This is a genomic window from Catellatospora sichuanensis, assembly GCF_007483665.1.
GTDB lineage: Bacteria > Actinomycetota > Actinomycetes > Mycobacteriales > Micromonosporaceae > Catellatospora > Catellatospora sichuanensis.
This window is the reverse complement of the sequence record NZ_VIQO01000012.1, coordinates 353,760-375,232: the sequence shown is the minus strand read 5'-3', so window position 1 is coordinate 375,232 and position 21,473 is coordinate 353,760. Positions and strand designations below refer to the sequence as shown.

Here is a 21,473-nt window from a genome sequence, read left to right as displayed (position 1 = left end):
ATCGTTTGTGTTGTCACAAGCCAAGTGATCTACCCGCGGGCGGCCGTCGCGTCCATTTCCGACACGTCACAGGTTGATCACGCTGGTGCGACCGCATCCATCGGCGATCGTCGACTGAATAGTGCTCCAAGCCGGTGAACGTATGCGGCCACGGCACTAGCCGCACGATGAGCAACGCCTCTTCTACTTCGTGAAAGCCCTCCTGGCAGGCCCGCTCATACAACGCGCCCCACGCCGCCGCACACGGGTCCGCCGCCGCTTCCGCCAACAACTCCTCCACCGCCGTCACGGCGTGATCTAACCAGCAGGTCAGCCCGCCGTTCATATGATCTGCTCAGAGACGAAGTGTGACTGCCGTATCCGCACGTCAGCGGCACGTAATGCTTGCGCGCCGGTAGCACGCATGCCGTGGTGTCTCGACCGGACATATGCGGTGCTCTCGCCGCTCCAGTGCGCACGCCTTCCGGCGGCGCGGCTGAGGCGGCTGCACGACGGCGTGGTGCGGTCGCAGGTCACCACAGGGTGATCTGGCCCTCAAGCTCGTTGGTGTATGGCTCGCGTAGCTGCCACAGCCGGAGGGCGCCGGTACGGGTGTCATGGGTGAGCCACCGTCCGGGTGCGGCGATCGGCCGGAGGCAGCCGAGGGCATGTCCGTTCCGTGGTTCACGCAGCCCAAGCGCTTGAGGTTCCGAGTACTGAGCAGCACGTGGGTCTCGGTGCGCGAGCGGGGGTCGGTCCACGCGGGGACGATGGCCACATCGTCGTCAACGATCGTGGCCGTTCGTGAAGTTCGACGACGATCACCTGTGGGACTTCGCGTCGGCGTGAGCACCCAGACCGTGAAGGTTGGTAGGGTGCCGCGATGCCGCTGCCGTTTCTGCCCGGTCATGATTCGTCCGTCATCGCGGACCGCGATGACCTGCTGGTCGCGGCGACCGTCGACGGGCGGGTTTTCGTCTCGCCCGACGGCACCCTGCCGACCGTCGCCACGCTGCCGGATCTGGACGTACTCCACATCGGTGTGCTGCACGGGCGCCCGGTCTGGGCGGGCGAGCTGGCAGTGGGAGCCGACGGCGTGTCGCTGCGTTCGTGGCTGGCGTTGACGGCCGAGTTGCCCGTGCCAGTCGCCGCCGCCGTCGCGCGCGGCTACTACCAGGTGCGCTGGCGGCACACGAATCGCCACTGCGGGGAATGCGGCGGCGAACTGCAGGACCGGCCAGGCTTCACGACGCGGCGCTGTCCGAAGTGCTCGACCCTGCGGCACGTGCCCAACGCCATGTCGCCGGTCGTGGTCGTCGCCGTCGAGCATGACGACCGGCTTCTGCTGGTGCGCCAGACGTACGGTCCGTACCAGCATGAATGGGATCTGGTCGCCGGGTTCGTCGAGCCTGGGGAGACGCTCGAGGGGGCGGCCGTCCGGGAGCTGTGGGAGGAGACCGGTCTGGTGCCAATGCAGCTGGCGTACACCGGTAGCCACCCATGGTCGTTCAGCGGCCCGTCGGTGCTGCTGGTCGGCTTCTCCGCCGTCGTGGCCGATCCGGACCTGAGGCTGGATCCGGGCGAGATCGCCGAGGCGCGGTGGTTCAGCCGGGCGGAGCTCCGGAACGTGCCGGTGGCCGAGTTGCCGTCGTTTCCGTACACGATGTCGTTGATCCACCGCTTTCTCGACGCCTGACGACCGTCGTGCGCAGCGGTCGCGGTCAAGGCGTCATGACCTCGGCTGCCCGGCTGGAGCGTGTACCCGGTCCCGTGGCGTCCTCGACCAGCCGGGCGACTTTGCTGAGGTTCCAGGCGCGGTAGTAGGCCGCCGAGTCGTGCTGCCACAGGTCTGTGTCGATGCGTCGTCGCAGCTCGACGATGCCGCCTGCCAGCAGCTGCCGATGCTGTGGCGCAAGGGCGCCGCCGGAGGTGAGGGCAGCCTCGACACAGGTGTTGATGGCCTCGGCAGTCTCGTCCGGCACGGTCAGCAGGGCCGGCAGCCGTTCGCGCCGCCAGTGCCGCAGCGCGTGAAGTGCCGCCGGCTGGGTTGCGCCATGCCAGGTGCCCGGGAAGGCGCTCGGGTCACGATCGCCGGACCGAGGGCTGCGTCGGCCGAGCCGCTTGGCCCGGCGGCGCATCTCAGCGTATTCACGCAGGTCGGCGTGCCAGCCGGTGCGGCTCTGCGTCAGCGCGTCGAGCGCGCGGAGGAGCGCCGGCTCATCACGTTGGTACGGTCCGGCGAGCTCCTCCAGGAAACTCAATGTCGCGTGGAAGCCGATCGGCCGGTAGAGCTGTACGCACGACCGCAGAGCCGCCACCCGTCGGGTGTACGGCAGCGCCGGGTCGCGCACCTTGCGGGCGTAGGTGCCGAAGCTCATGGGGCGAGGTCGTCCGCGGGCGTGAAGCGCACCACGGTGTCGAGGATCGCGCTGGCGGCGTCGTGGTCCCCGGTGCGGTGGGCGGTGAGCAGCTGGGCGAACTTGTCGGCGTCCAGGATCGGCAGCCCGAGGTCGGCGGCCTTGGTGGCCTTGGACCCGGCGCCGTCGCCGACGACGACGAAGTCCGTCCTGGCCGACACGGAGCCCGACGACTTGCCGCCGAGTTCTTCGACGGCCTCGTTGCCCTGGTTGCGGGTCAGGCCGGGCACGGACCCGGTGACCACGACGGTCATCGGTGTCCCGTCCGGGCGGCGCAGCGGCAGCACGGCGTCTGTCGCGGTGTCGGCTTCGGCGGCGGTGGCGGTGGCCCGGCCGGTGGGCTCGGTCATGTTGACGCCGTGCGCGGCGAGTTTGGCGATCAGCGGCGCGACCTCGGCGAGTTCGGCGATGATGACCGCGGCCCGTTCGCTGCCGATGCCGTCGACCTGCTCCCACTCGGCCGGAGTCGCGGCGAGGATGGCGTCCATGGTGCCGAAATGGCGGGCGATGCGCCGGGACAGGGTGCGGCCGGTCATGCGGATGCCCAGGCCGGTCAGCACGCGTGACAGCGGCCGGGCCTTGGTCGCGGCGATGCTGCTGACCAGGTTCGTGGCCGACACGGTGCCGAGCCGGTCCATTGCCGCCAGGGTCGGCACGTCGAGGCCGTACAGGTCGGCGGCGTCGGTGATGTGGCCGGCGGCGAGCAGCGCGTCGAGGATCTTCTCGCCGAGGCCTTCGATGTCCATCGCGTCGCGGCTGGTGTAGTACAGCAGGGTCGCCTTCTCACCGCAGGCGCGGCCGCGGCCGCAGCGCCACCGCAGGTTGCTGCGGTCGATGTCGCCGCCGCAGCGCGGGCACGACACCGGTGGGGTGTACGGCTCCGCGTCGGCGGGCCGGGCGTCGTGCACCGCGCCGGTGATCTCCGGGATGACGTCACCTGCGCGGCGGACGTGCACGGTGTCACCGGCACGCACGTCGCGCCGCTGCAGGTCGGTGAAGTTGTGCAGCGTCGCGGAGGTGACCACGACGCCGCCGACCTGGACCGGTTCGAGGACGGCGACGGGGGTGATGACACCGGTGCGCCCGACCTGCACGTCGATGCGCAGCAGCTTCGTGGTGCGGATGTCGGCGGGGAACTTGTAGGCGATGCCCCAGCGCGGCGCGCGGGTCGAGTACCCGGCCTGCGCCTGGTCTTCGGTGAGGTCGGCCTTGACGACGACGCCGTCGATGCCGAAACCGAGCTCGCCCCGGCGTGCCCCGAGCGCGGCGACGGCGGCGGTGACCTGTTCGATGTCGGTGCACACGGTCAGCCCTGCGGAGGATGACGCGGTCGTGGCGACGCCGAGGGCCCCGAGGTGCTCGATCGCCGCGGAGTGGCTGTGGGCGTGTTCGTCGGGCAGGCCGTGTGCGGCGTACGCCATGAACGACAGGGGGACGTCGTAGACGCGCTGTGCCCGCAGTGATCCGGCGGCCGCCGAACGCGGGTTGGCGAACACCGGTTCGCCGTGGGCGAGCCGCAGGTCGCACCCCTTGGCGAAGTCGGCGTCGGTCATGTAGACCTCGCCGCGGACCTCGATGGTCACCGGCGCGGACAGCCGCGCCGGCAGGCCTGCGATCAGGCGGGCCTGGCTGGTGACGTCCTCGCCGGTGTAGCCGTCACCGCGGGTGGCGATCTGCACGAGCCTGCCCTCGGCGTACCGCACGGCGATGGCCAGCCCGTCGATCTTCGGTTCGACGGTGTACGGGGTGGCCGGGCGGCCGAGTGCCTTGTCGAGCTTGGCCGCCCAGTCGTGCAGGCCTTCGCGGTCGAAGACGTTGCCGATGCTGAGCATGGGCGTGCTGTGCTCGACGTCGCCGCCGGGGGTCCCGACGACCGCGGTGGGGGAGTCGGCGGCCCGCCATTGCGGGTGCTCGCGCTCGCTGGCCACGATCCGGGCGTACAGCGCGTCGTAGTCCGCGTCGTCGAGCGGGGTCTGCTCGCCTGCGTAGTACGCGGCGGCGGCGCGGCGCGCCTGCTCGACGGCCGACCGGTATTCGCCGGCGGTGGGATGCGGCCGAGCGTGGGCGGGATCGACGACCGGGGCGGCGGGGTCGTTCTGCATGGTGCGCACTCCTTCGTCCCGGCCTGCGGGGCCAGGCGGTATGCGAAGGATAGTGTGCCGGTCTGACGACGGTGTCGGCGCTGGTGGGACCGCGTTTCGCGGAATCTCGGACGCGGCCTGCGCCGGTTCGTCCAGGGTCGAATCATGTCGTATCCGCCTGCGGTCTATACGGCTGATCATGGTGAGGTCAGCGCGATGTACCGGCCGGTCGGCAGCCCGCCGGAGCTGACGTACAGCAGTGGGAACACGGTGCACTACCTGTCGACCGGTGCGTCCACGAACGGCCTGTTCGGCCTGTACCGCTGGGAGATCGGTCCGGAGCCGAGCGGTCCTGAGCCGCACTTTCACCGTTCGATCTCGGAGTCGTTCTTTATCCTGTCCGGCACGATGCGGATCTGCGACGGCACCCGCTGGATCGACGCCGTGCCCGGTGACTACGTGCACGTGCCGCCGGGTGGCATCCACGGGTATCGCAACGAATCCGGAGAGCCGGCGTCGATGCTGCTGCATTTCGCGCCGGGCGCGCCCCGCGAAGGGTACTTCGAGGGCCTGCCGAACCTCGGCGCCATGACCGATGCGGAGCGGGCCGCGTTCTTCGTCGAGCACGACTCGTTCTGGCTCGCCTGAGGCCGACCGTCCGGGCCCGGTGGAGTGGTCGACCGTCCACCTCGGTGAGGTCTGGTGCCCGGGGTGTGGGGCTAGTACATTCCGGAAATGACACCCGTCGCTCCGTCGCCGGTCGAGTCGGCTTCCGGCGGCTCCCGGCTGATCAGCGGGCTTTTGCTGATCGCGGTGGTCGGTCTTGCCGTGCTGGTGGTGCGGTGGCCGGAGCCGCCGCCGGACGTGCAGCCGCCGTCCGCGCCCGGTGCACTCAGCCTCGGCGAGACGACCTGCAAGTCGGTCGCGCTCAGCTGGGCCGGGTCGACGGACGACACCGACGTGACAGGGTACGAGGTCCATCGCGACGGTCGGGTCGTCACCACCGTCGGCGGCGCCACGCGGTCCGTGGTGATCACGGAGGTGCCCGCGGGCACCTGGAGCGTGCAGGTCAAGGCCCGCGACGAGGCCGGCAACGTGTCACCGGCGGGCGAGACGGTGTCGGTGACACCACCGCAGTGTGGTTCGGATGCCAAGGCGCCCAGCACGCCGGGCGGGGTGAAGGCCACCGCCGACGGAACCACCGTCACCATGACCTGGGACGCCGCCACCGACGACGTCGAGGTCGCCGCGTACGACGTCTTCCGCAACGGGGCGAAGGTCGGCACCGTCGCCGGTGCGGGCGGCCCGCAGTTCTCCTTCATCGACCTCGGCGTGCCCGCGTCCGCCGGCCACCGTTACCAGGTCAGTGCCCGTGACGGTCAGGGCAACGTGTCGTCGCGCAGCGCCGGGATCGACGTCACCGCGGGCTCGTCGTGCACGTTGCTGTGCGCGGTCACCCCGGTGGCCAAGGACACCGGGGTCGTCTGGGGCCTGGTCGAGCTGCCCGACGGTTCGGTGCTCTACGGGCGCCGGGACACGCACGAGATCGTGCGGATGGATCCGCGTAGCGGCCAGGTCACCCCGCTGGGTGTGGTGCCCGGCGCGGCGAGCACCGGCGGCGACGGAGGCCTGCTGAGCCTGGCTGTGGCGGCGACGTTCGCCAAGGACCGCTGGATCTACGTGTTCTTTTCGACGGCGTCCGACAACCGGATCGTGCGGCTGCGCCTGCGCGGCGACGAGCTGGACGGCGGGTCGATGCAGTCGCTGGTCGTCGGTATTCCGCGGGGGAAGTTCCACAATGGCGGACGGTTGCGGTTCGGCCGCGACGGCAAGTTGTACGCCGCCACCGGCGACGCCGGGAACCCGCGGCTGGCGCAGGACCAGCGCAGCCTCGCGGGCAAGGTGCTGCGGTTCAATCCGGACGGTACGGTCCCGGCCGGCAATCCGTTCGGCGGCTACATCTGGAGTCTCGGCCACCGCAATCCGCAGGGCCTGGCTTTCGACGCGCGGGGCCGGCTGTGGGTGCAGGAGTCCGGTGACGCCGTGGCGGACGAGACCAACCTGGTCGTCAAGGGCGGCAACTACGGCTGGCCCGCGTGCGAGGGCACCGAGTCGAAGTCCGGTGCCGGCTGTGCCACGCCGGGGTTCGTCGCGCCGCAGCACACGTTCGCGGCCGGTGAGGGTTCCTGCGGCGGCATGGCGTTCGTCCGCAATGTCGTCTACCTCGCCTGCGCGGGCAGTTCGCGGCTGTACCGGGCCGAGCTCGACGGCGATGCGCTGGCCAACGTGCAGGCGGTGCTGGTCGGCGCCTACGGGCAGCTGTACACGGCAGAGCCGGGTGCGGGCGGGACGCTGTGGGTCGTCAGCGGCGGCACCGCAGCAGGCACCGACATGCAGATCCTGCGCATCACGCTACCGTCGGCGGCCTGACCGTCAGGCGGCGAAGCGGCAAGGGGATCACCTGCCGGGGTCGGGGCCGGCGGCGACGGCTACGCGGGCCGAGGCAGCCCGAACAACGGGCTGATCGTGCCAAACGCGCATATCTTGGACAGCGTGACTGGTGTGCCGCTGCGGGTGGGGTCGGCGTTCCCCAATCCGCCGTTCGAGGTGGCGGGGCCGCCGCCTACGGGGTTCGACATCGATTGGATGACCGCGATCGCGGCCGAACTGGGACGGCCGCTGGTGGCGCGGCGCTACGACGGGTCGAATTTCGACGGGATCTTCGCCGAGCTCGGCCGGAGCATCGACGTGGTCGCCTCCGGCGCGACCGTCACCGAGTACCGCAAGACGCTGGCCCGGTGGTGCGAGCCCTACCTGCGGTCGGGCCAGAGCCTGGTGGTCGACGCCGCCGCGACTCCCGGCGTGCACGGTTGCGACGACCTGCGGGGCCTGACCCTCGGGGTGCAGAGCGGCAACACGTCGCAGCCGGTGGCCGAGCAACTGCTCGCCGCGGGCAAGGTCGGGGCGGTGAAGGCGTACGCCTACGAAGAGATCGGCACCGCGCTCGACGACCTCGAACACGGCCGGCTCGGCGCGTTCATGAAGCTGGAGCCGGTGCTGCGCCGGCTGATCGCCGACCGGCCGGCGCTGCGGATCGTGCAGACCGGGATCACCACTGAGCTGCTGGCCGTCGCGGTCGCCACGGACGACGCCGCGCTGGCCGACGAGATCGACGGCGCGCAGCAGGCGCTGCGCCGCGATGGCGAGCTGGCCCGGCTGGGCCGCAGGTGGCTGGCCGACAGCGACCCCCGGGCCACGGCGGTGCTGACGTGATCCGCCTGGTCCGCCTGTTCGCGGGCCCGGACGGGCGATCCCACGTCGAGGAGTCGACGATGCGCCTCGACGCGCTCGGACCGGACGCGGCCACCGGCTGGCTGGCCACCACCGCGGCACGGTTCCAGCAGAGCCCGCCGGGGTCGCAGCTCGCGTGGCACGACGCGCCTCGCCGCCAGTACGTGGTGACGCTCACCGGGACGCTCGAGTTCACCACCCGCGACGGCGAGACCTTCCGCCTCGGCCCCGGTGACGTGCTGCTCGCCGAGGACACGGCCGGTGGCGGCCACCGCTGGCGACTGCTCGACGACCAGCCCTGGACCCGCGTCTACCTCCAGCTCCCGTGAACCGTGGGGGCTCAGGTGTGGCGAGACTGTGCAGGAAGCAGGTGGATAACGTGACGAGACCGTTCCGGGCGGGTTTCGATACCTAGCGTCTCTAGGTATGCAGACAGTGGATGTACTGGTCGTCGGTGCCGGTCTGGCAGGCCTGCACACGGCCCGCCTGCTCGCGCGACGTGAGCTTGACGTGATGGTGGTCGACCGCCGCAGGTCGCTGTCGGCGGGCATCCGCACGACGGGGATCTTCGTGCGCCGTACCCTCGAGGACTTCGACCTGCCGGACCACCTGCTCGGTCCCGGCGTACGGGACGTGCTGCTGTATCCGCCGTCGCGGCGGGCGCCGATCCGGCTGACCAGCGACCGCGACGAGTACCGGGTGGCCGACATGCCGGGCGTCTACGAGCACGCGCGCCTCGCGGCGGAGTCGGCGGGGGCACGGATCGTGCTGGGTGTGCGATACGACGGCTCGACGGCCGGTGTCGTGCGGCTCGAAGGCGCGGAGCCGGTGCGCGCCCGGTTCATCGTCGGCGCGGACGGCGCACGCTCCCGGGTGGCTCGTGACCTGGGCCTGGACGTCAACCGGCGCCTCATCGTCGGTGCCGAACTCGTCCACCCGATCGCCTCGGGCACCACCACCCCGGCGTTCCACTGCGTGCTGGACCCCCGGGTCGCCCCGGGCTACCTGGGCTGGGTCATCGACGACGGCCGGCACGCGCACGTCGGCGTCGCGGGATATGCCGACGCGATGCGCGCCGGGGTGCGCCACCTGCTGGACGAGTTCGCCGCCGACGCGCCCGGCCGCACGGCGCCGACCGGTCCGGTCGAGCGGCGCGGCGGCCCGATCCCGGTCGGCGGGGTGCTGCGGCGGCTCGCGTGCCCGGCCGGCCTGCTCGTCGGCGACGCGGCGGGTGCGGTGTCACCGCTGACCGCGGGCGGGTTGGACCCGTGCCTGCGGATGTCGGAACTGGCCGCGTCGGTGGCCGCCGGATACCTGCGCACCGGCGACCAGCGTCAGTTGAGCCGCTACGACGGTGCGGCGCTGCGGAGCCGGTTCCGCGGCCGACTGCTGCTGCGACGCGCATTCGCCGGGATCCGGTCCCCCGCGGCGGCGGAGGCGGCGGTCGCCGCGCTGCGCGTCGGCGGCGGGCGTGCCATGGCCGCGCGGGTGCTGTTCGGCGACGGCTCGTTCCCCGATGCCGAACCGCGGCTCGCGCGCCGGTCGATCAACCACTACGCCGCCGGCGGCGCGGGCTGACGTGCCGGACGTCGCCCGCGTAATCGGGTGGCGGGCGTGCGGCGGCCGTCATAGCATCGGCGGGCCGGGTCGGCTCCCAGGTGCGCTTCCTTCTCTCCTTCTTTGACGAAACTAGCGTTCCGACTCACCGACCCGGCTTTTCCACGCCGGTGCACCGGCATCCCTCATCGGCAGCTGGAGGAACACGCATGGACGCGCTCGCGACCGTCATGCTGCGCCGTGCGGGCGTGATCGCGCTGCCGGCGCCCGTCGCGGCGGAGCCCACAGCCGACGGTGCGGCGTGGGTGCGCGCGTTCGAGGCGGACCTCGCCGCCCGGGGCTGGCTGCTCGCCGCACCGCTGCGGGACCGGTTCGAACGGCTGGACGCGTCGGCACGGATGCGCTGGGCCGACTGGGTATGCGCGGTGGCCGACGAGACCGTCGGCGCCGACCGTGATCACGTGCCGCTGTTCCACAGCTTCCCCGACACGCCGGAGTCCCCGGAGGCCCTGTTCGTCGACCGGCTCCTGGTGCACCTGTTCCAGACGGACGCCGCACCCTGCGTGCTGTGCGGGACCGCCGGCTCGGTGCGCCCGCTGGACCCCTGCGGGCACCTCGTCTGCGAGCAGTGCTTCGATCCCGCCGTCTTCTCCGCCTGTGCCGTCTGCGGGCGGCGGCTCACCTCGATCAGCCCGTATGTGCTGGTCACGGAGCCGGAGCCGGGTGCCGTTCCGGCGGTGAAGCCGATGCGGCTACGGCGCATCACCCTGGACGGGGCCCCGGCGGCCACCGCGACGCGGCTGCGTGACGAACTCGTCCGCCGTACGGCCGCCCTCGGCGCGACCGACCTGGCCGACCTGTTCATCCTGGTGGCGGCGACCGCGCCGGGCCGCCTGGACTGGCTGCCGGAGAAGGTCCCGGCCCGCGAGACCCTCGCGGTGGTCATCGCGTGGGCGCTGCACGCGACCGCGCTCACCGGCTCCTACGCGCACGTGCTGGGCGAGGCCGCGGCGCGCTGGTCGACCGTCACCGACATCGCCCGTGCGCTGTGGGCGTACTCGGGTGGCGACGCCGGTCTCGTCCTGCCTCGCAAGCCCGCCGCCGACGGGCCGATGGGAGCCTACCGGCCGGTCACGGAGCCGCGGCTCACCGTGGACGTGCCGAAGGTGCGGGCGTTGCCGCGGCCCCTGCGCCGTGCCGTGCTGAGCTTCGTCGACGGGCTGGACCCGGCCACGGCCGCCGAGGACATGGCCCGCCACCCGGTGGTGTGGAAGCGGCTGGCCGAGCGTTTGCACCCCTACGAGCACGTCGCCACGCACCCGTGTGCGGCGGTGGTGTTCGCGACCCTGCGGGGCACCCGTGCCCCGGCACACGGCCCGCTCGGCTTCGCGATCGTCGACGCGCACGCCCGCCGGCCCGAGCGGTTCGTCCTGTCGTACCACCGCGGCGGCACCGTGTCGGTGCGGGTGCGCACCTTCGCCGCGCTGGTCGAGGACGCCGTGGCCGTCGGCGACGCGTCGGCCGCCGCGACCCTGCTGGTGCAGCGTCCCGGAGACCTGTGGCGGCGCGCCGACCACCTGCTGCGCCTGGCCGCCGATGACCCCGACGCGCAGCGCTCGGTCGTCGACGCGCTGGCGCGCACCGTGTCCCGGGTGTCGCCGAACGTGCTGGCCGCGGCCGCAGCCGCGCTGCACGGCCGGGACGCTGCGGCCCTGCACGGCCGGGCCGCCGCCGCCGCGGTGCCCGAGAACGTATCGGTCGCGGAGGCAGTCGGTGCCGAGGGTGCGGCAGAGGTCGGCGTGGTCGGGGCCCCGCTGCGCCGTGCGCTCGTCATCGCCGTACGCACACCGGCTCGTGCGGCGCGGCCCGCGGCCACCGTCGGTCCCGAGCCGGGCACCCCGCGGCGCACGTTCTTCCCCAAGGGTGACGTCGTACGCACCTGGACCGCGCCGGAGCAGCGGGTCCCGCTGCCCGCCGACGCGATCACCCGGGTCCGCGCGATCACCGACACCGAGCTCGCCTGCCGAGCGGTCGAGCTGGACCGGTTCGACGTCGCCGTGCTCGACGCCGCGCTGGCGGGGATTCCCGCGCCGACGCGGGAGCGCGCCGGGTCCGCGCAGCTGGCCGGCTGGCCCCGCGGCAGCGTGCGTACGCTCGCCGAAGCCGACGTGCTGCGGCTCTTCCTGCACTGGGTCGACAGCAAGGAGCACCGCGTCGACCTGGACCTGTCCTGCGGCTTCTACGACGAGGACTGGACGCCGGTCGGCTACTGCGACTACACCCGCCTGCGGTTCGAGCACACCGCGGCGATCCACTCCGGTGACCTCACGTCCGCCCCGGCTCCGCAGGGCGCCACCGAATACCTCGACCTGCACCGGGCCGCGCTCGCGGAGGCGGGCGTGCGCTGGGCGGTGCCGGTCGTGCTCAGCTACAACGATGTGCCGTTCGAGCTGCTCGACGCCGCGTTCGCCGGGTTCTCGGTGCCGGTCGAGGGCGGTCGCCGGTTCGACGCGGGCCGGGTCATGCAGAAGTTCGGGCTGCGCGGCGACGCGAAGTCCCTCGCGCCGCTGGTCCTGAACGTGGCCACCGGCGAGGTGATGTGGATCGACGCGAGCCTGTCCACCAAGGGCTACGGGCACAGCATCGGCGCGCACAGCGCCCGGCTCGGCCGCATCGCCGCCGACCTGTGGGACCACTTCCGCGACGGCAGCCGCGCGTCCCTGCTCGATGTCGCGGCCTGGCACGCGGCGGCGCGAGCCGACCGGATCCACGTGGTCCACGCCGACGGCACCGCCAGCACCGTCAAGGCCGACGACCCGGCTGTGGCCGTCGCCGCGATCCGTGCCGCGGCCGCCGCGTCGACCGGCGATGCCGCGCCAGACGTCGTGGGCCGGGTGTTCGCGGCGACGGAGGACGAGGGGCGGTTGTCGGCGCTCGTGGGCGGCGACGTGGCGGACGGCTCGACGGCGCTGCTCGTCGACGGCGACCCCGGCGTGTCCTGGCGCCGGGTGACCGCAGCCGACCTGATGGCGGGCCTGGCACCGGCGGCCTGACATCCCCGGTCCATGCGGACCTTCCCGAGGGACGGTGTCGGCAGTGAACCGCCGGTCAGAGGTTGGGCACCTCGATGTCGGTCTCGGCGCGCTTGCCCCGCTCCACGGCTACGGTCTCCGGATGCTCCGGACCCAGTTGCTGGCGAAGCATCGTCTCCGTCTCGGACTTCAGCAGGGCTCCATCCTGATGCTGGCCGACGGCGTTGAGGTCGAGGGCCAGGTTCGCCTGGCAGGCCAACGTGTAGGGGTGGTTGGTGGTTCGCGTGATCTTCGAACGGTTGACCACCTCCTCTGACATCGCCCGCGCGTCGGTCAGGCGTCCGGCGAGCGCGAAATCGCTCGCCAGGCTGGCAGAACAGCAGAGGGTATACGGATGGGAGTCGCCGAGCGTCTCCGTCAGGACCGGCAGAAGCTCGCTGTTCAGCGTCAGCGCCGCGGCGCCACGGCTCGGAGTCTGCCGCAGCGCGATCGCGAGGTTCACGCCGCAGGCCAGGGTGAACGGATGGGTGTGCCCGAACCTGGTGCGGTATCCGTCGAGGGCGGTCTCGAAAGTCGCCAGCGCTCGCTCGATCTCGCCGACCACGCGGAGCGTGTTGGCGAGCGTGACGGAGGCGGCGAGCGTGAACTCGTGGGTGTCACCGACCTCGTCACGGGTGGCTTTGAGGTTGCTCTCGGCCTCGTCCAGGGCGGCCGCGTGCTCGCCCACCTTTCGCAGCAGTACGGCGAGGTTGCGGCGGGCGACGAGGACGAACCGGTTGCCCGGGTTCAACCGTCGTTCGAACGCGGCCAGCCGTGCTTGCTGCATCTGCAAGGCCTGTCGGTAGCGGCCCTGTCCGTAGATGTCACGGGCCAGGGCGTTGATCGAGGCCAGGGTTTCGGGATTGTCCTCGCCGAGGACGGTACGGCGACTCTTGTAGGTTTCTTCGTCGAGCGTGAACGCGGCGTCGAAGTCTCCGGTCAGCCGCAGGTCGATGGCCAGGTTGTGCGCGGCGCGCATGGTCGCCGGATCTCCGTCACCGAGGACCTGCCGGTGTAGCGACAGCACCTCGGTGTCCATCGCCAGCGCTTCGGCGAACCTGCCGGCCAGACGGAGGTCGTAGTTCACGCTGTTGGCGACCCGCAGCGAGTAGCCATGCTCCCGGCCGAGCGTGCGGTACATGCGCTGAGCGGTGTCGTCGGTGACATTGCGGGCCTCGTTGTAGGAACCCAGGACGCGGAGGGCGTTGGCGAGGTTGAAGCTCGCCATCAGGGTCATGGGGTCGTCGGGTCCCAGGCGGCCTCTCCAGTTGTCGACTGCGATGGATGCCAGTCGGCGGCTCTCCTCGTAGTCACCGATCGCGAAGTAGTAGCGGATCTGGTCGAGAACGATCTGCCGGACGTGGGAGTCGGGTGAGTGTATGACGCCTGACGGAATGACGTGCGGCGCGATGTGACCGTGCAGCGTCCAGGTGTCGTTGCGGTCTGGCGAACCCGGGTTCGCCAGAGCGAGCACCTCGTGCGCGGCATGTTCGATCGGTTCGCGCTCCTCTTCGCTCAGGCCGTCGCGCAACACCACGCGCACCAGGAGGTGGATCGTGAGGAAGTCACGTTTGACATCGAGTTGGGCCAGCGCGAACTTGCCGATGTCGCGTACCGCGTTTCGGAACTCGTACTCGTCGCGGAGCAGGTCACTCAGCGGCGCGGGAAGGTTCGCCCCGCGGCCCTGTCGCAGCAATGGCACGTAGATCGGCAGGGAACTGAGGAAGGCGCACATTTGGAGCAGCTGAGCGGCAGCGGGGTTGTTCTCCTTGAGCTGCGTGAATGCCAACCGCCAGCTCATCGCGACGGACACGGGGTAATCCGTCGGTGGTTCGGCCAGCATGCGTGCGGGGTTGCTGTCGAGGAGCCCGAGGATGGTCGGCAGTTGCATGCCGGTCTGCTGGTGCACCGAGGAGACCTGATCGAGCGCCAGTGGCAGGCGGCCCAGTTTGTCGGCGAGGTTGAGCGCGTCGGCCTCTGACAGTCCTTCCCAGCGACTGGTGAGGTAGTCGACGCACTCCTGCTCGCTGAAGACGTCCACCTCGACGACGGCGGACTGATTCTTCCAGGTGTTGCTTCTCGACGTGATCAACACATGGCCGTTGCCGCGGGGCAGGTAGCGTCGGACGACTTCGGGCTCTCCGGCGTTGTCGAACACCAGCAGCCAGCGCGGGAACCTGCGGGCGATGCGCAACTCGTCGTGCACGGCGTCGATCTGCTGCTGGACGTCGGTGCTCTCGGTGAGGTTCAAGCGGAGGGCGAGCGAGGCCAGAGAGCGCCGGATGGACCGTTCGTCGTCGGATGGGATCCACCAGACGAGGTCGTAGTCGCCCTTGTAGCGGTAGGCGTACTCGACGGCGACCTGGCTCTTGCCGACGCCTCCCAGCCCGTGCAGGGTGTGCGGGAGGACCGCGGCGCGGACGTTGTTGCGAAGCGTGCGACGCATCTCCTCGAGGACGCCGGCGCGTCCCACGAAGTGGGCGTTCTGCGCGGGCACGCCGCCATAGACCGCAGGTAGCGACGTTATGACCGTCGTAGTCGCGATGGTTATCACGTCGTCTCCCGAAACATTTGCGTCAACTTGTACTATATCGTCCGGTTCAGTGTCGCTGCGGGCGGGATCTGGTGGAGCACCGGTGACGCCATACGTCTTGATGTAGGTGCTCGTCTGCGCACAGAGATCTTTGGCCAGGTCGGGCAGCCCGGCGCCGGATGCCGCATCGTGGACGATCAAGTGAAGACTCAGGTAGACGGATTCGTCGGCCCGATGCGCGACAGCCTCCAGGAACGACAGCACCACCCGGTCACGATCGGGCTGGTCACCGGCGGAGTGCAGCGCGACGATGAAGTCGGTGGCAGTCGTGTGGGTGTCGACATATCCAGCCCCGGCGATGCTGATCAGTGAATACTTCACGATCTCGGGCTCGACGGTGGAGAGCGCATCGGCGAGCCGGCGCTGATCGAGGGCATCGAAGACGGTCTCGGGAAGCAGTTTGTCGACGACGGCGGTCAGATTCGCCTGTTGCTTCTCGTCCGTGCCCAGCAGTTCGAGCGCGAGCAGGAGAACCCGGATCTCGCCGATCTCCAGACAAGCCTCGACGACATCCCAGGCCGCGACCGGGCTGGCGGGCTTGAACCTGTCGCCGAGTTCGCGGCGCAACTCCTTGACGACCGATGTGCGACGCTGCGGATCGGTGAGCGTCTCGACCTTCTCGACGGCGGCGCGCAGCGGGATGCGCTCCCTGATGGAGAGTTGGCGGGGTGTGTGCAGCCGCTCGCCGGAGCTGCGCTTGACCTCATCAGTCATCGCTTTACCTCACACTGCGCCAACACGGGCAACGCCAGCTCTTCACATGGTATCGATGGATGCGTGTGTACGGTTCGACCGTTCGAACAAGATTGTGCGTCGATCTACTTCGGGGTGTGACGTGCTCCACGCACTCTGCCGCACGGAGCGGGTATCTCAAAACCGTGACCGGCGGGGGTCGGTGACAATGTTCCGACACCGTTCAGCCCGACGGCTCGGGCCATTCGCGGTCGACGACCGCCAGCAACGGGCCCAGGCGTTCGGGAAGCACGTTCAGACGCCAGGTGTCGAGCAGCGCGGTGCGGCCGGTGGCGTATGCCTCGCAGGCGCGGATCCACTCCACCATGTGGGTGCGGTGGAAGTCCGAATAACGTACGGCTCGACGGATCGCCGGCGCCATCATCAGGATCATCCGCTGCCGGTTGCGGTCGTCGAGCAGCTCCGGCAGTTGTTCCATCTGCTCGACGATGGCAAGCACTGCTCGCAGGCTGAGTGACTGCGGCGCTGCGGCCCCCAGGGAGTACACCACCTCGTCGTGGGTCGGTGTCTTGAGCCGCAGATAACTCGGTGCCTGATTGACGCGGCCATTCGCGCGCATGTCACTGAACCTGCGGTCCATGGCTCGCGCCAGTTCGGCGAGGTCGAGAGGGAACGGCGGCTCGTTTTCCCGGAGCCAGTCCATCACCGCCGCCGAGAAGACGCCCGACCGCCGGACGTCGTCATTGGCTGCCGCCTCGCCGACGCTCGCGGCGAAGAGGACCTCCTGGTGCCGGCCGTACACGAAGGCGCCTTTGGCGAACGTCTGACCGGGCAGGCTGGTGCGGTAGCCGTGTTCCTCGGCCAGCGTCTGACATGCGTCGACCAAGAACACCTGACGTGGGTGGCCAGGGTAATAGGTGCTGCGCAGGGCAGCCAGCAGCGAGCTGAAGTCCGCGTTGCGCTTGTTGTGGGTCGACGCGTCCGCATAGAACAGCCGCATGTCACCTTCGCCGTCGACCACGCCGTGGCCGCCCCACAGGACCAGTAGCAGGTCGCTCGACGAGTGGCGCAGTTCCTCCGCGAACAGCTCGAACACGGATGCCTGATCGGCAGGAACAATCTTCACGCCCAGCTGCTCGACGGCGGCGCGGTTGCGTTCCAGCGGGGTGACCGCCAGGGTGATCCGGTCCGCGGGAACGCCCCTTGCCAGCAGCCAAGCGGCCATTCTGCAGGCATCGTTGGCCGGGCCGTCGAGCGACCAGCCGGCGGCGTAGGTCTCCACCCCGACCAGAACGGCCTGCACATCGGGCGTCATGCGAGGCCCAGCGCGACGGCGAGCACCTGGAAGAAGCGGCGGTTGCCGAAATAGGCGCTGTGCGAGCGAGGGAAGGTGGTCCGGCTGTCGATCTCCCAATCGGTCACCTGAGCGCCGAAAATCGGTGCGGCCGTGAACGCCAGCACGTCACGCCGGTCGAACACGTTGTGCCACGGCGTGGTGAAGTGCGGCGGAAGCCGGTCCTCCGCGTGCAGTGCGAGGCCGGGCAGGGCATCGAGCTCGTAGAGATAGGGGATCTGTGAGCCGACGGTCACGAGCGCGGTCACGTTGGGGCACGGGCGCTGGCACAGCAGATCGAAGGCGATGACGCCGCCGAGACTGTGACCCAATACGACGACCTCGTCGTCGATGCCGGCGAGTGTTTCGGCAAGGTACTCCCGGATGGCCGTTCCGCGGCTCAGGTACACCAGGACGTCGCCGGCGACCGACGTCGCCTGCCGGGTCATCAGCAGACGCGACCGGTCGACCTTCCTGCTGACGACGAAGTCGGTGGCGAGGCGCTTGGCGGCAGCAACGGCCCGTTCGCCGACCTGGCCTCGGTCGCTGGCACCGCCCAGCCGGGCGGCCACGAGTTCCACGAGGGCGTCCCGGTGATCGCCGTCGAGGAACAGCGGTCCCTGCGTCTCGTTCTCCGCGCGACGCATCGCCGCCGCGACCAGCGCCCGCGACAGGGCGGCTCGGGTCTGTGCCGATGGCCGAGCGCTCAGCGCGGTGCGTGCGGGAGCCGAGGACAACACCTCATCGGCGGCGTCGAAGAAGTGGGCGTCGAGTCCGGCATCGGCCAGGTCCGCGCGTACGGCCGGGTCGCGGGCCATGCGTTCGACGTCTGCGCGCACGGACGGCAGGGCGGGGGTGGTGCCGGGTGGCAGCTCGGCGTGGCGCTGTTCCGTGCCCAGCATGTCCAGCTCGAACAGCGGATCGTGCTCGAGTGCGGCCCAGATGGCGATGTCGTCGGGGATGCCTTCGACGCCGCGCTCCGACAGGCCCGCCGGAATCGAACTGCCCGTCCTGCCGAGTGACGCCCCGAGCCGGTCTCCCCACAGGCACGACAGGATGCGTACGTCGCCGAAAGGCTGTATTCCGTGTGCCAACCGTTGGACGGTGTTCCGCGCCGCCGGGCTTCGGGTCCCTGTCCCGTGCACGAAGACCACTGTGGTCAAAGCGGCGCCTCCACGTTGGCACGTCCAGACTGTCCACACTGTATCAAAGCTGACGTCTCATCGGGCGAGCGCAGCTTTCGCATCGGCTCTCGCCGAAGTACGCTGAACGGCGAGCATCTGGCCGCTGAATGGGCGACGGTCGAGGAGACGATTCATGGAGAACCCCCCGCCCGACGCCTCGCCAAGATCGTTCTATGACGTGTCGCAGGAGCGGTTGTCCGAACTTCTCCGCAACGAGGATCCGGATTTCCTTCAGGCCGTCCAGGCGCTGGTCTCACTGGTAAGAGAGTCGCCGAACGTGTCCGCGGGGAGCTGGAACTCGGCGATCAATGTGTGATGATGTATTCGGTTCATCCGATTTCCTTGTCGGTGCTCGACTCGATCGCTCGTGGCACATTTGATTCGGGGGCAGTGTCCTCGCTGCGGCGAATGCGTGTCAGCCGTACGCTGATGCTGATTCGCGACATCGTTTCGCGAGATCCGGAACTGCAATCCGCCGCCGACGCTTTCAGCCGTGCCCAGAAGGCCTCACCCACGGCCGGTGAGGAGGTCCTCGCCTATCCGTGGGTGGCGGCATGGGCGGGACGCCACACCCGGCTCCGCGACGGCGACGGTGCTCACTTCCGGGCGGTGGCCGCCGCCGCATTGCTGCGAAGCGGCCTCGACGCGCCTGCTGACCTGCTGACGGAACCACTCCTCCAGCTGCCGGGCCTCGGCGAGCTGGCATCCGCCAACCGCCGGCGTTCGTCCTGCGGCGCAGTAGATCTCGACGGGCCCGGATGGCGGGCGGTTCACCGTGTCGAGTGCGGTCATGGCGACATGCGCCTCCGCATCACCGTGGACGACCTCGATCCCTACCGCGACTGTCACGATCACCCGGTGTCCGAGCGCCTCGACGGACCCACCCGGGACGACTGGACGGAACTCATCACCGGGGCCTGGCGGCTGCTGACCACCTATGCACCGCCGATGGCCGGAGAACTGGCCACCGGCCTCGTGTCGATGGTGCCGCTGCGCTCAGCGCCTGACCTGGCTGCCAGCATCACTCACGCCGACGCATTCGGTGGATTCGCCACGACGAAACCCGTGAGCCCGGCGGACCTGGCCGTGGCCATGGTGCACGAATTCCAGCACAGCAAGCTCAATGCGCTGATGGACGTGTTCGTCCTGTGCGAACCCGATGCCAGGCGATACACGGTCGCCTGGCGCGATGACCCACGGCCGCTCGTCGGCGTGATCCACGGCCTGTACGCCTTCACCGCCGTTGCGAGGCTCTGGAGTCGACTGTGCCACGATCCTGGACTGCACGACCTTGCCTCCCACAACGTCGCGACGTTGCGGAGCCAGGTCATGCACTCCCTGGCGGAGGTTCTCGATTCACCGGCGCTGACGCCGGCCGGCGCTCGCTTCCTTGCGGGGGTGGGAGCCGCGGTCCGTGGACTGCAGGATGTGAGACGGCGCGGCTCCGGACGTTCTCGGGATGGCGTCTCGTGGATCGTCAGACAGTGATCACGATTCGGTTCGCTGGCGACGCCCCAGGAACCTGCGACGCATACGGTGAAACACCCGATGTCCAAGGGGAACACCGATTGAGCAGCTCAGGCCTACTACCAGGGCGTCTTCGGGCACCACGCGGAACAGGTACTCCACCGACAGCCAGACGGCGAGCGTCGAAAAGATGATCGTGAAGACGTGGGCGCCGACCGCCCACCAGCCTTCGTCGTCGTTGAAGTCGGTGCTCACGGCCGGGATCGTAATCGACCGAGATGGTCTGTGCTGAACGGCCGGGACAATGTCAACTCGTCTCGTGCTGGGTCGGTGAATGCTTCATTCATGCGTTCGGTAACCCTTGACATGCGGGGCATGCTGGCCGTCATGAGTAGACCTCCGTTCCGCGGACGTCCGTGGGCACCCGAGGACCGTACAGGCGGGCCACTCGATGACGTCCTCGACGGCGTGCGGCACCACATCCCAGACCTGGTTGTCGAGCGCATCACGGTCAAACACGCCGGTGACGACGACAACGTGTACTTCCTGGGCGACTCGACGTCCTACGATCTGGTCCAGATGGACTCGCACGAGGACGGGCAGCCACCCTTCTACATCGAAGGCGATGACACGGCGCGTTGCACCGACGTCGCGACAGCCGTCGCCTTCATCTGTGACCAGCTGCATGGCGAGGGATGACCGGGTCAGATGGAGCTGATCGAGGCCGAGCTGCTGACCGACGGCGGCAACAACGCGATCGTACGGCTGCCGCATAGGGCGTTCCCCGGCGTCCTCGTCCAGGGCGACACCCTCGCAGCCCTCCGTGCGCAGCTGGTCGCGGCGGCTGGGGCACTGCGCCGGTCGCCAGGCGATGCCACCGCTCTCGATGAGCTCGGTTCCGTGATCGGTGACCTTGACGAGATCCTGGACCGGTATGAGGAGGCGCTGTCGGAGCACGGCCTGCGGCGCCCGTATTGACGAATGAGCTGATCCCGCGGGTCAGCACCGGCCTGCTACGTCGGCGAGGTGTCGCAACGCGACCGCGGGTACGGGGAGGATGTCATGGCGAGCCGAGGATTGTCGTCCGGCCGATGACGTAGAAGGCCGCATCGGTCACGTTGCCTTCCAGCGAGGTGTGGAAGGTGTACGGGTTGACGAGGGCTTCGGACACATCTGCGAAGCCGAGGCCGGATTCGACCATGCCGTCGCAGCCGACCTTCATGGTCCCGACCCTTTTGCTCCGGCTCTCAATGACGACGGTCAACGCCCCGTCACCGGTGCACGTGGCGAACAGCGTGAAACCGGTGTAGCCGCTGCGTTCCGGGATGGTCGGCAGGCTCACGGGCGAGGCGTGCAGGTGCCACGAGAGCGCCAGCTTCGAGTTGACGGCGCCCAGTTCTTCGAAGACCTGCTCGTCGGTGGGTGAGCGGCCGTCCTTCCCGACAATCCGCGGCCGGCTGAGGCAGATCGCCGCCCGGCAGCGGTCGTCGCCGGCGGGCGAGCCTACCGGCGGGGCGCTTTCGGACTGCGGTCGGGCCAGCATCACGGCCGCCACCAGTCCTGCGACGGCCAGCACTGGAACGAGCCAGACACCCGTGCGCGACAACCCGGATTCGGGCTCGGTTCCGGTGGCGGGCGAGTCCACGTCCGGCCGGGTCTGGTCCATTTCCGCCTGTGCAGGCGGGTTCTGGATCATCTCATCGTGCGCCGCCTGGTCGTCCGTCGGCCCGCTCGGTGGCGGCGGGGCCTGCTCGACGCTGCGCTCGGTCATCAGATCCCCGCGTCCTTTCGCGGCCGTGCCGAATGC

General features: G+C 70.0%; 18 protein-coding genes. 11 read left to right on the top strand and 7 right to left on the bottom strand.

The features are described 5' to 3' along the window. Positions 1–862: 862 nt before the first annotated feature. Complete coding sequence (locus FLL47_RS24975; protein WP_144122985.1) at positions 863–1,675, top strand: NAD(+) diphosphatase; 813 nt, start codon at positions 863–865, stop codon at positions 1,673–1,675. A gap of 25 nt (positions 1,676–1,700) precedes the next feature. On the opposite strand, the gene FLL47_RS43110 is transcribed toward FLL47_RS24975, so the two are convergent. Next, positions 1,701–2,357, bottom strand: a complete 657-nt coding sequence (locus tag FLL47_RS43110; RefSeq protein ID WP_186315899.1) for a hypothetical protein — start codon at positions 2,355–2,357, stop codon at positions 1,701–1,703. Next, positions 2,354–4,498, bottom strand: coding sequence for an NAD-dependent DNA ligase LigA (gene ligA / locus FLL47_RS24965; RefSeq protein WP_144122984.1), 2,145 nt, complete (start codon positions 4,496–4,498; stop codon positions 2,354–2,356). Before ligA ends, FLL47_RS43110 begins: the two co-directional genes overlap by 4 nt. A gap of 144 nt (positions 4,499–4,642) precedes the next feature. On the opposite strand from ligA, the gene FLL47_RS24960 reads away from it, so the two are divergent. From FLL47_RS24960 to FLL47_RS24935, 6 genes are all read left to right on the top strand, one after another. Beyond that, positions 4,643–5,125: a cupin domain-containing protein gene (locus FLL47_RS24960; protein ID WP_144122983.1), complete on the top strand. Its 483-nt coding sequence runs from the start codon at positions 4,643–4,645 to the stop codon at positions 5,123–5,125. A gap of 87 nt (positions 5,126–5,212) precedes the next feature. After that, positions 5,213–6,907, top strand: a complete 1,695-nt coding sequence (locus tag FLL47_RS24955) for a PQQ-dependent sugar dehydrogenase (RefSeq protein WP_144122982.1) — start codon at positions 5,213–5,215, stop codon at positions 6,905–6,907. A 123-nt stretch (positions 6,908–7,030) separates the two neighbouring features. Beyond that, positions 7,031–7,750, top strand: coding sequence for an ABC transporter substrate-binding protein (locus FLL47_RS24950; RefSeq protein ID WP_222106187.1), 720 nt, complete (start codon positions 7,031–7,033; stop codon positions 7,748–7,750). After that, positions 7,747–8,097 (top strand): cupin domain-containing protein, encoded by a 351-nt coding sequence (locus FLL47_RS24945; RefSeq protein WP_144122980.1) that lies wholly within the window; start codon positions 7,747–7,749, stop codon positions 8,095–8,097. The genes FLL47_RS24950 and FLL47_RS24945 overlap by 4 nt, the downstream gene beginning before the upstream one ends. A gap of 97 nt (positions 8,098–8,194) precedes the next feature. Further along, positions 8,195–9,346: an NAD(P)/FAD-dependent oxidoreductase gene (locus FLL47_RS24940; protein WP_144122979.1), complete on the top strand. Its 1,152-nt coding sequence runs from the start codon at positions 8,195–8,197 to the stop codon at positions 9,344–9,346. A 188-nt stretch (positions 9,347–9,534) separates the two neighbouring features. Then, positions 9,535–12,378 (top strand): MXAN_6230/SCO0854 family RING domain-containing protein, encoded by a 2,844-nt coding sequence (locus tag FLL47_RS24935; RefSeq protein WP_144122978.1) that lies wholly within the window; start codon positions 9,535–9,537, stop codon positions 12,376–12,378. Between the two features lie 55 nt (positions 12,379–12,433). Here the strand turns inward: FLL47_RS24935 and fxsT are convergent, their stop codons facing one another. The 3 genes from fxsT to FLL47_RS24920 all read right to left on the bottom strand — a co-directional run bounded on the left by fxsT (position 12,434) and on the right by FLL47_RS24920 (position 18,109). Beyond that, complete coding sequence (gene fxsT / locus FLL47_RS24930) at positions 12,434–15,703, bottom strand: FxSxx-COOH system tetratricopeptide repeat protein (RefSeq protein WP_144122977.1); 3,270 nt, start codon at positions 15,701–15,703, stop codon at positions 12,434–12,436. A gap of 202 nt (positions 15,704–15,905) precedes the next feature. Beyond that, positions 15,906–16,997, bottom strand: coding sequence for a caspase family protein (locus FLL47_RS24925; protein ID WP_144122976.1), 1,092 nt, complete (start codon positions 16,995–16,997; stop codon positions 15,906–15,908). Continuing rightward, complete coding sequence (locus FLL47_RS24920; RefSeq protein ID WP_144122975.1) at positions 16,994–18,109, bottom strand: alpha/beta hydrolase; 1,116 nt, start codon at positions 18,107–18,109, stop codon at positions 16,994–16,996. Before FLL47_RS24920 ends, FLL47_RS24925 begins: the two co-directional genes overlap by 4 nt. A 223-nt stretch (positions 18,110–18,332) precedes the next feature. Here FLL47_RS24920 and FLL47_RS24915 point away from each other — a divergent pair, with 223 nt between their 5' ends. Together FLL47_RS24915 and FLL47_RS24910 are read left to right on the top strand one after the other, a co-directional pair. Then, positions 18,333–18,515, top strand: coding sequence for a hypothetical protein (locus FLL47_RS24915; RefSeq protein ID WP_144122974.1), 183 nt, complete (start codon positions 18,333–18,335; stop codon positions 18,513–18,515). Then, positions 18,515–19,687 carry an aKG-HExxH-type peptide beta-hydroxylase gene (locus FLL47_RS24910; protein WP_144122973.1) on the top strand — a complete coding sequence of 391 codons (1,173 nt, stop codon included), beginning with the start codon at positions 18,515–18,517 and terminating at the stop codon, positions 19,685–19,687. Before FLL47_RS24915 ends, FLL47_RS24910 begins: the two co-directional genes overlap by 1 nt. Here FLL47_RS24910 and FLL47_RS24905 read toward each other — a convergent pair whose 3' ends face one another. Continuing rightward, positions 19,688–19,921, bottom strand: coding sequence for a hypothetical protein (locus tag FLL47_RS24905; protein WP_144122972.1), 234 nt, complete (start codon positions 19,919–19,921; stop codon positions 19,688–19,690). Positions 19,922–20,011: 90 nt separating this feature from the next. Between FLL47_RS24905 and FLL47_RS24900 the strand changes: the two genes are divergently transcribed. Next, entirely contained in the window at positions 20,012–20,365 is a 354-nt protein-coding gene (locus tag FLL47_RS24900; RefSeq protein ID WP_186315896.1) for a hypothetical protein, read from the top strand. Positions 20,366–20,374: 9 nt separating this feature from the next. Next, the gene (locus FLL47_RS24895) at positions 20,375–20,644 is read left to right on the top strand and encodes a DUF6959 family protein (protein WP_144122970.1); all 270 of its coding nucleotides are present in this window, start codon (positions 20,375–20,377) and stop codon (positions 20,642–20,644) included. A gap of 82 nt (positions 20,645–20,726) precedes the next feature. On the opposite strand, the gene FLL47_RS24890 is transcribed toward FLL47_RS24895, so the two are convergent. Continuing rightward, positions 20,727–21,437 carry a hypothetical protein gene (locus FLL47_RS24890; protein ID WP_144122969.1) on the bottom strand — a complete coding sequence of 237 codons (711 nt, stop codon included), beginning with the start codon at positions 21,435–21,437 and terminating at the stop codon, positions 20,727–20,729. Positions 21,438–21,473 lie beyond the last annotated feature (36 nt).

What these genes read in the sequence shown, in the direction of transcription:
- FLL47_RS24975 (WP_144122985.1), top strand. Translation starts at nt 863, where the DNA reads ATGCCGCTGCCGTTTCTGCCCGGTCATGATTCGTCCGTCATCGCGGAC.
- FLL47_RS43110 (WP_186315899.1), bottom strand. Translation starts at nt 2,357, where the DNA reads ATGAGCTTCGGCACCTACGCCCGCAAGGTGCGCGACCCGGCGCTGCCG.
- ligA (WP_144122984.1), bottom strand. Translation starts at nt 4,498, where the DNA reads ATGCAGAACGACCCCGCCGCCCCGGTCGTCGATCCCGCCCACGCTCGG.
- FLL47_RS24960 (WP_144122983.1), top strand. Translation starts at nt 4,643, where the DNA reads ATGTCGTATCCGCCTGCGGTCTATACGGCTGATCATGGTGAGGTCAGC.
- FLL47_RS24955 (WP_144122982.1), top strand. Translation starts at nt 5,213, where the DNA reads ATGACACCCGTCGCTCCGTCGCCGGTCGAGTCGGCTTCCGGCGGCTCC.
- FLL47_RS24940 (WP_144122979.1), top strand. Translation starts at nt 8,195, where the DNA reads ATGCAGACAGTGGATGTACTGGTCGTCGGTGCCGGTCTGGCAGGCCTG.
- FLL47_RS24935 (WP_144122978.1), top strand. Translation starts at nt 9,535, where the DNA reads ATGGACGCGCTCGCGACCGTCATGCTGCGCCGTGCGGGCGTGATCGCG.
- fxsT (WP_144122977.1), bottom strand. Translation starts at nt 15,703, where the DNA reads ATGACTGATGAGGTCAAGCGCAGCTCCGGCGAGCGGCTGCACACACCC.
- FLL47_RS24925 (WP_144122976.1), bottom strand. Translation starts at nt 16,997, where the DNA reads ATGACGCCCGATGTGCAGGCCGTTCTGGTCGGGGTGGAGACCTACGCC.
- FLL47_RS24915 (WP_144122974.1), top strand. Translation starts at nt 18,333, where the DNA reads ATGGAGAACCCCCCGCCCGACGCCTCGCCAAGATCGTTCTATGACGTG.
- FLL47_RS24910 (WP_144122973.1), top strand. Translation starts at nt 18,515, where the DNA reads ATGATGTATTCGGTTCATCCGATTTCCTTGTCGGTGCTCGACTCGATC.
- FLL47_RS24900 (WP_186315896.1), top strand. Translation starts at nt 20,012, where the DNA reads ATGCGTTCGGTAACCCTTGACATGCGGGGCATGCTGGCCGTCATGAGT.
- FLL47_RS24895 (WP_144122970.1), top strand. Translation starts at nt 20,375, where the DNA reads ATGGAGCTGATCGAGGCCGAGCTGCTGACCGACGGCGGCAACAACGCG.
- FLL47_RS24890 (WP_144122969.1), bottom strand. Translation starts at nt 21,437, where the DNA reads ATGACCGAGCGCAGCGTCGAGCAGGCCCCGCCGCCACCGAGCGGGCCG.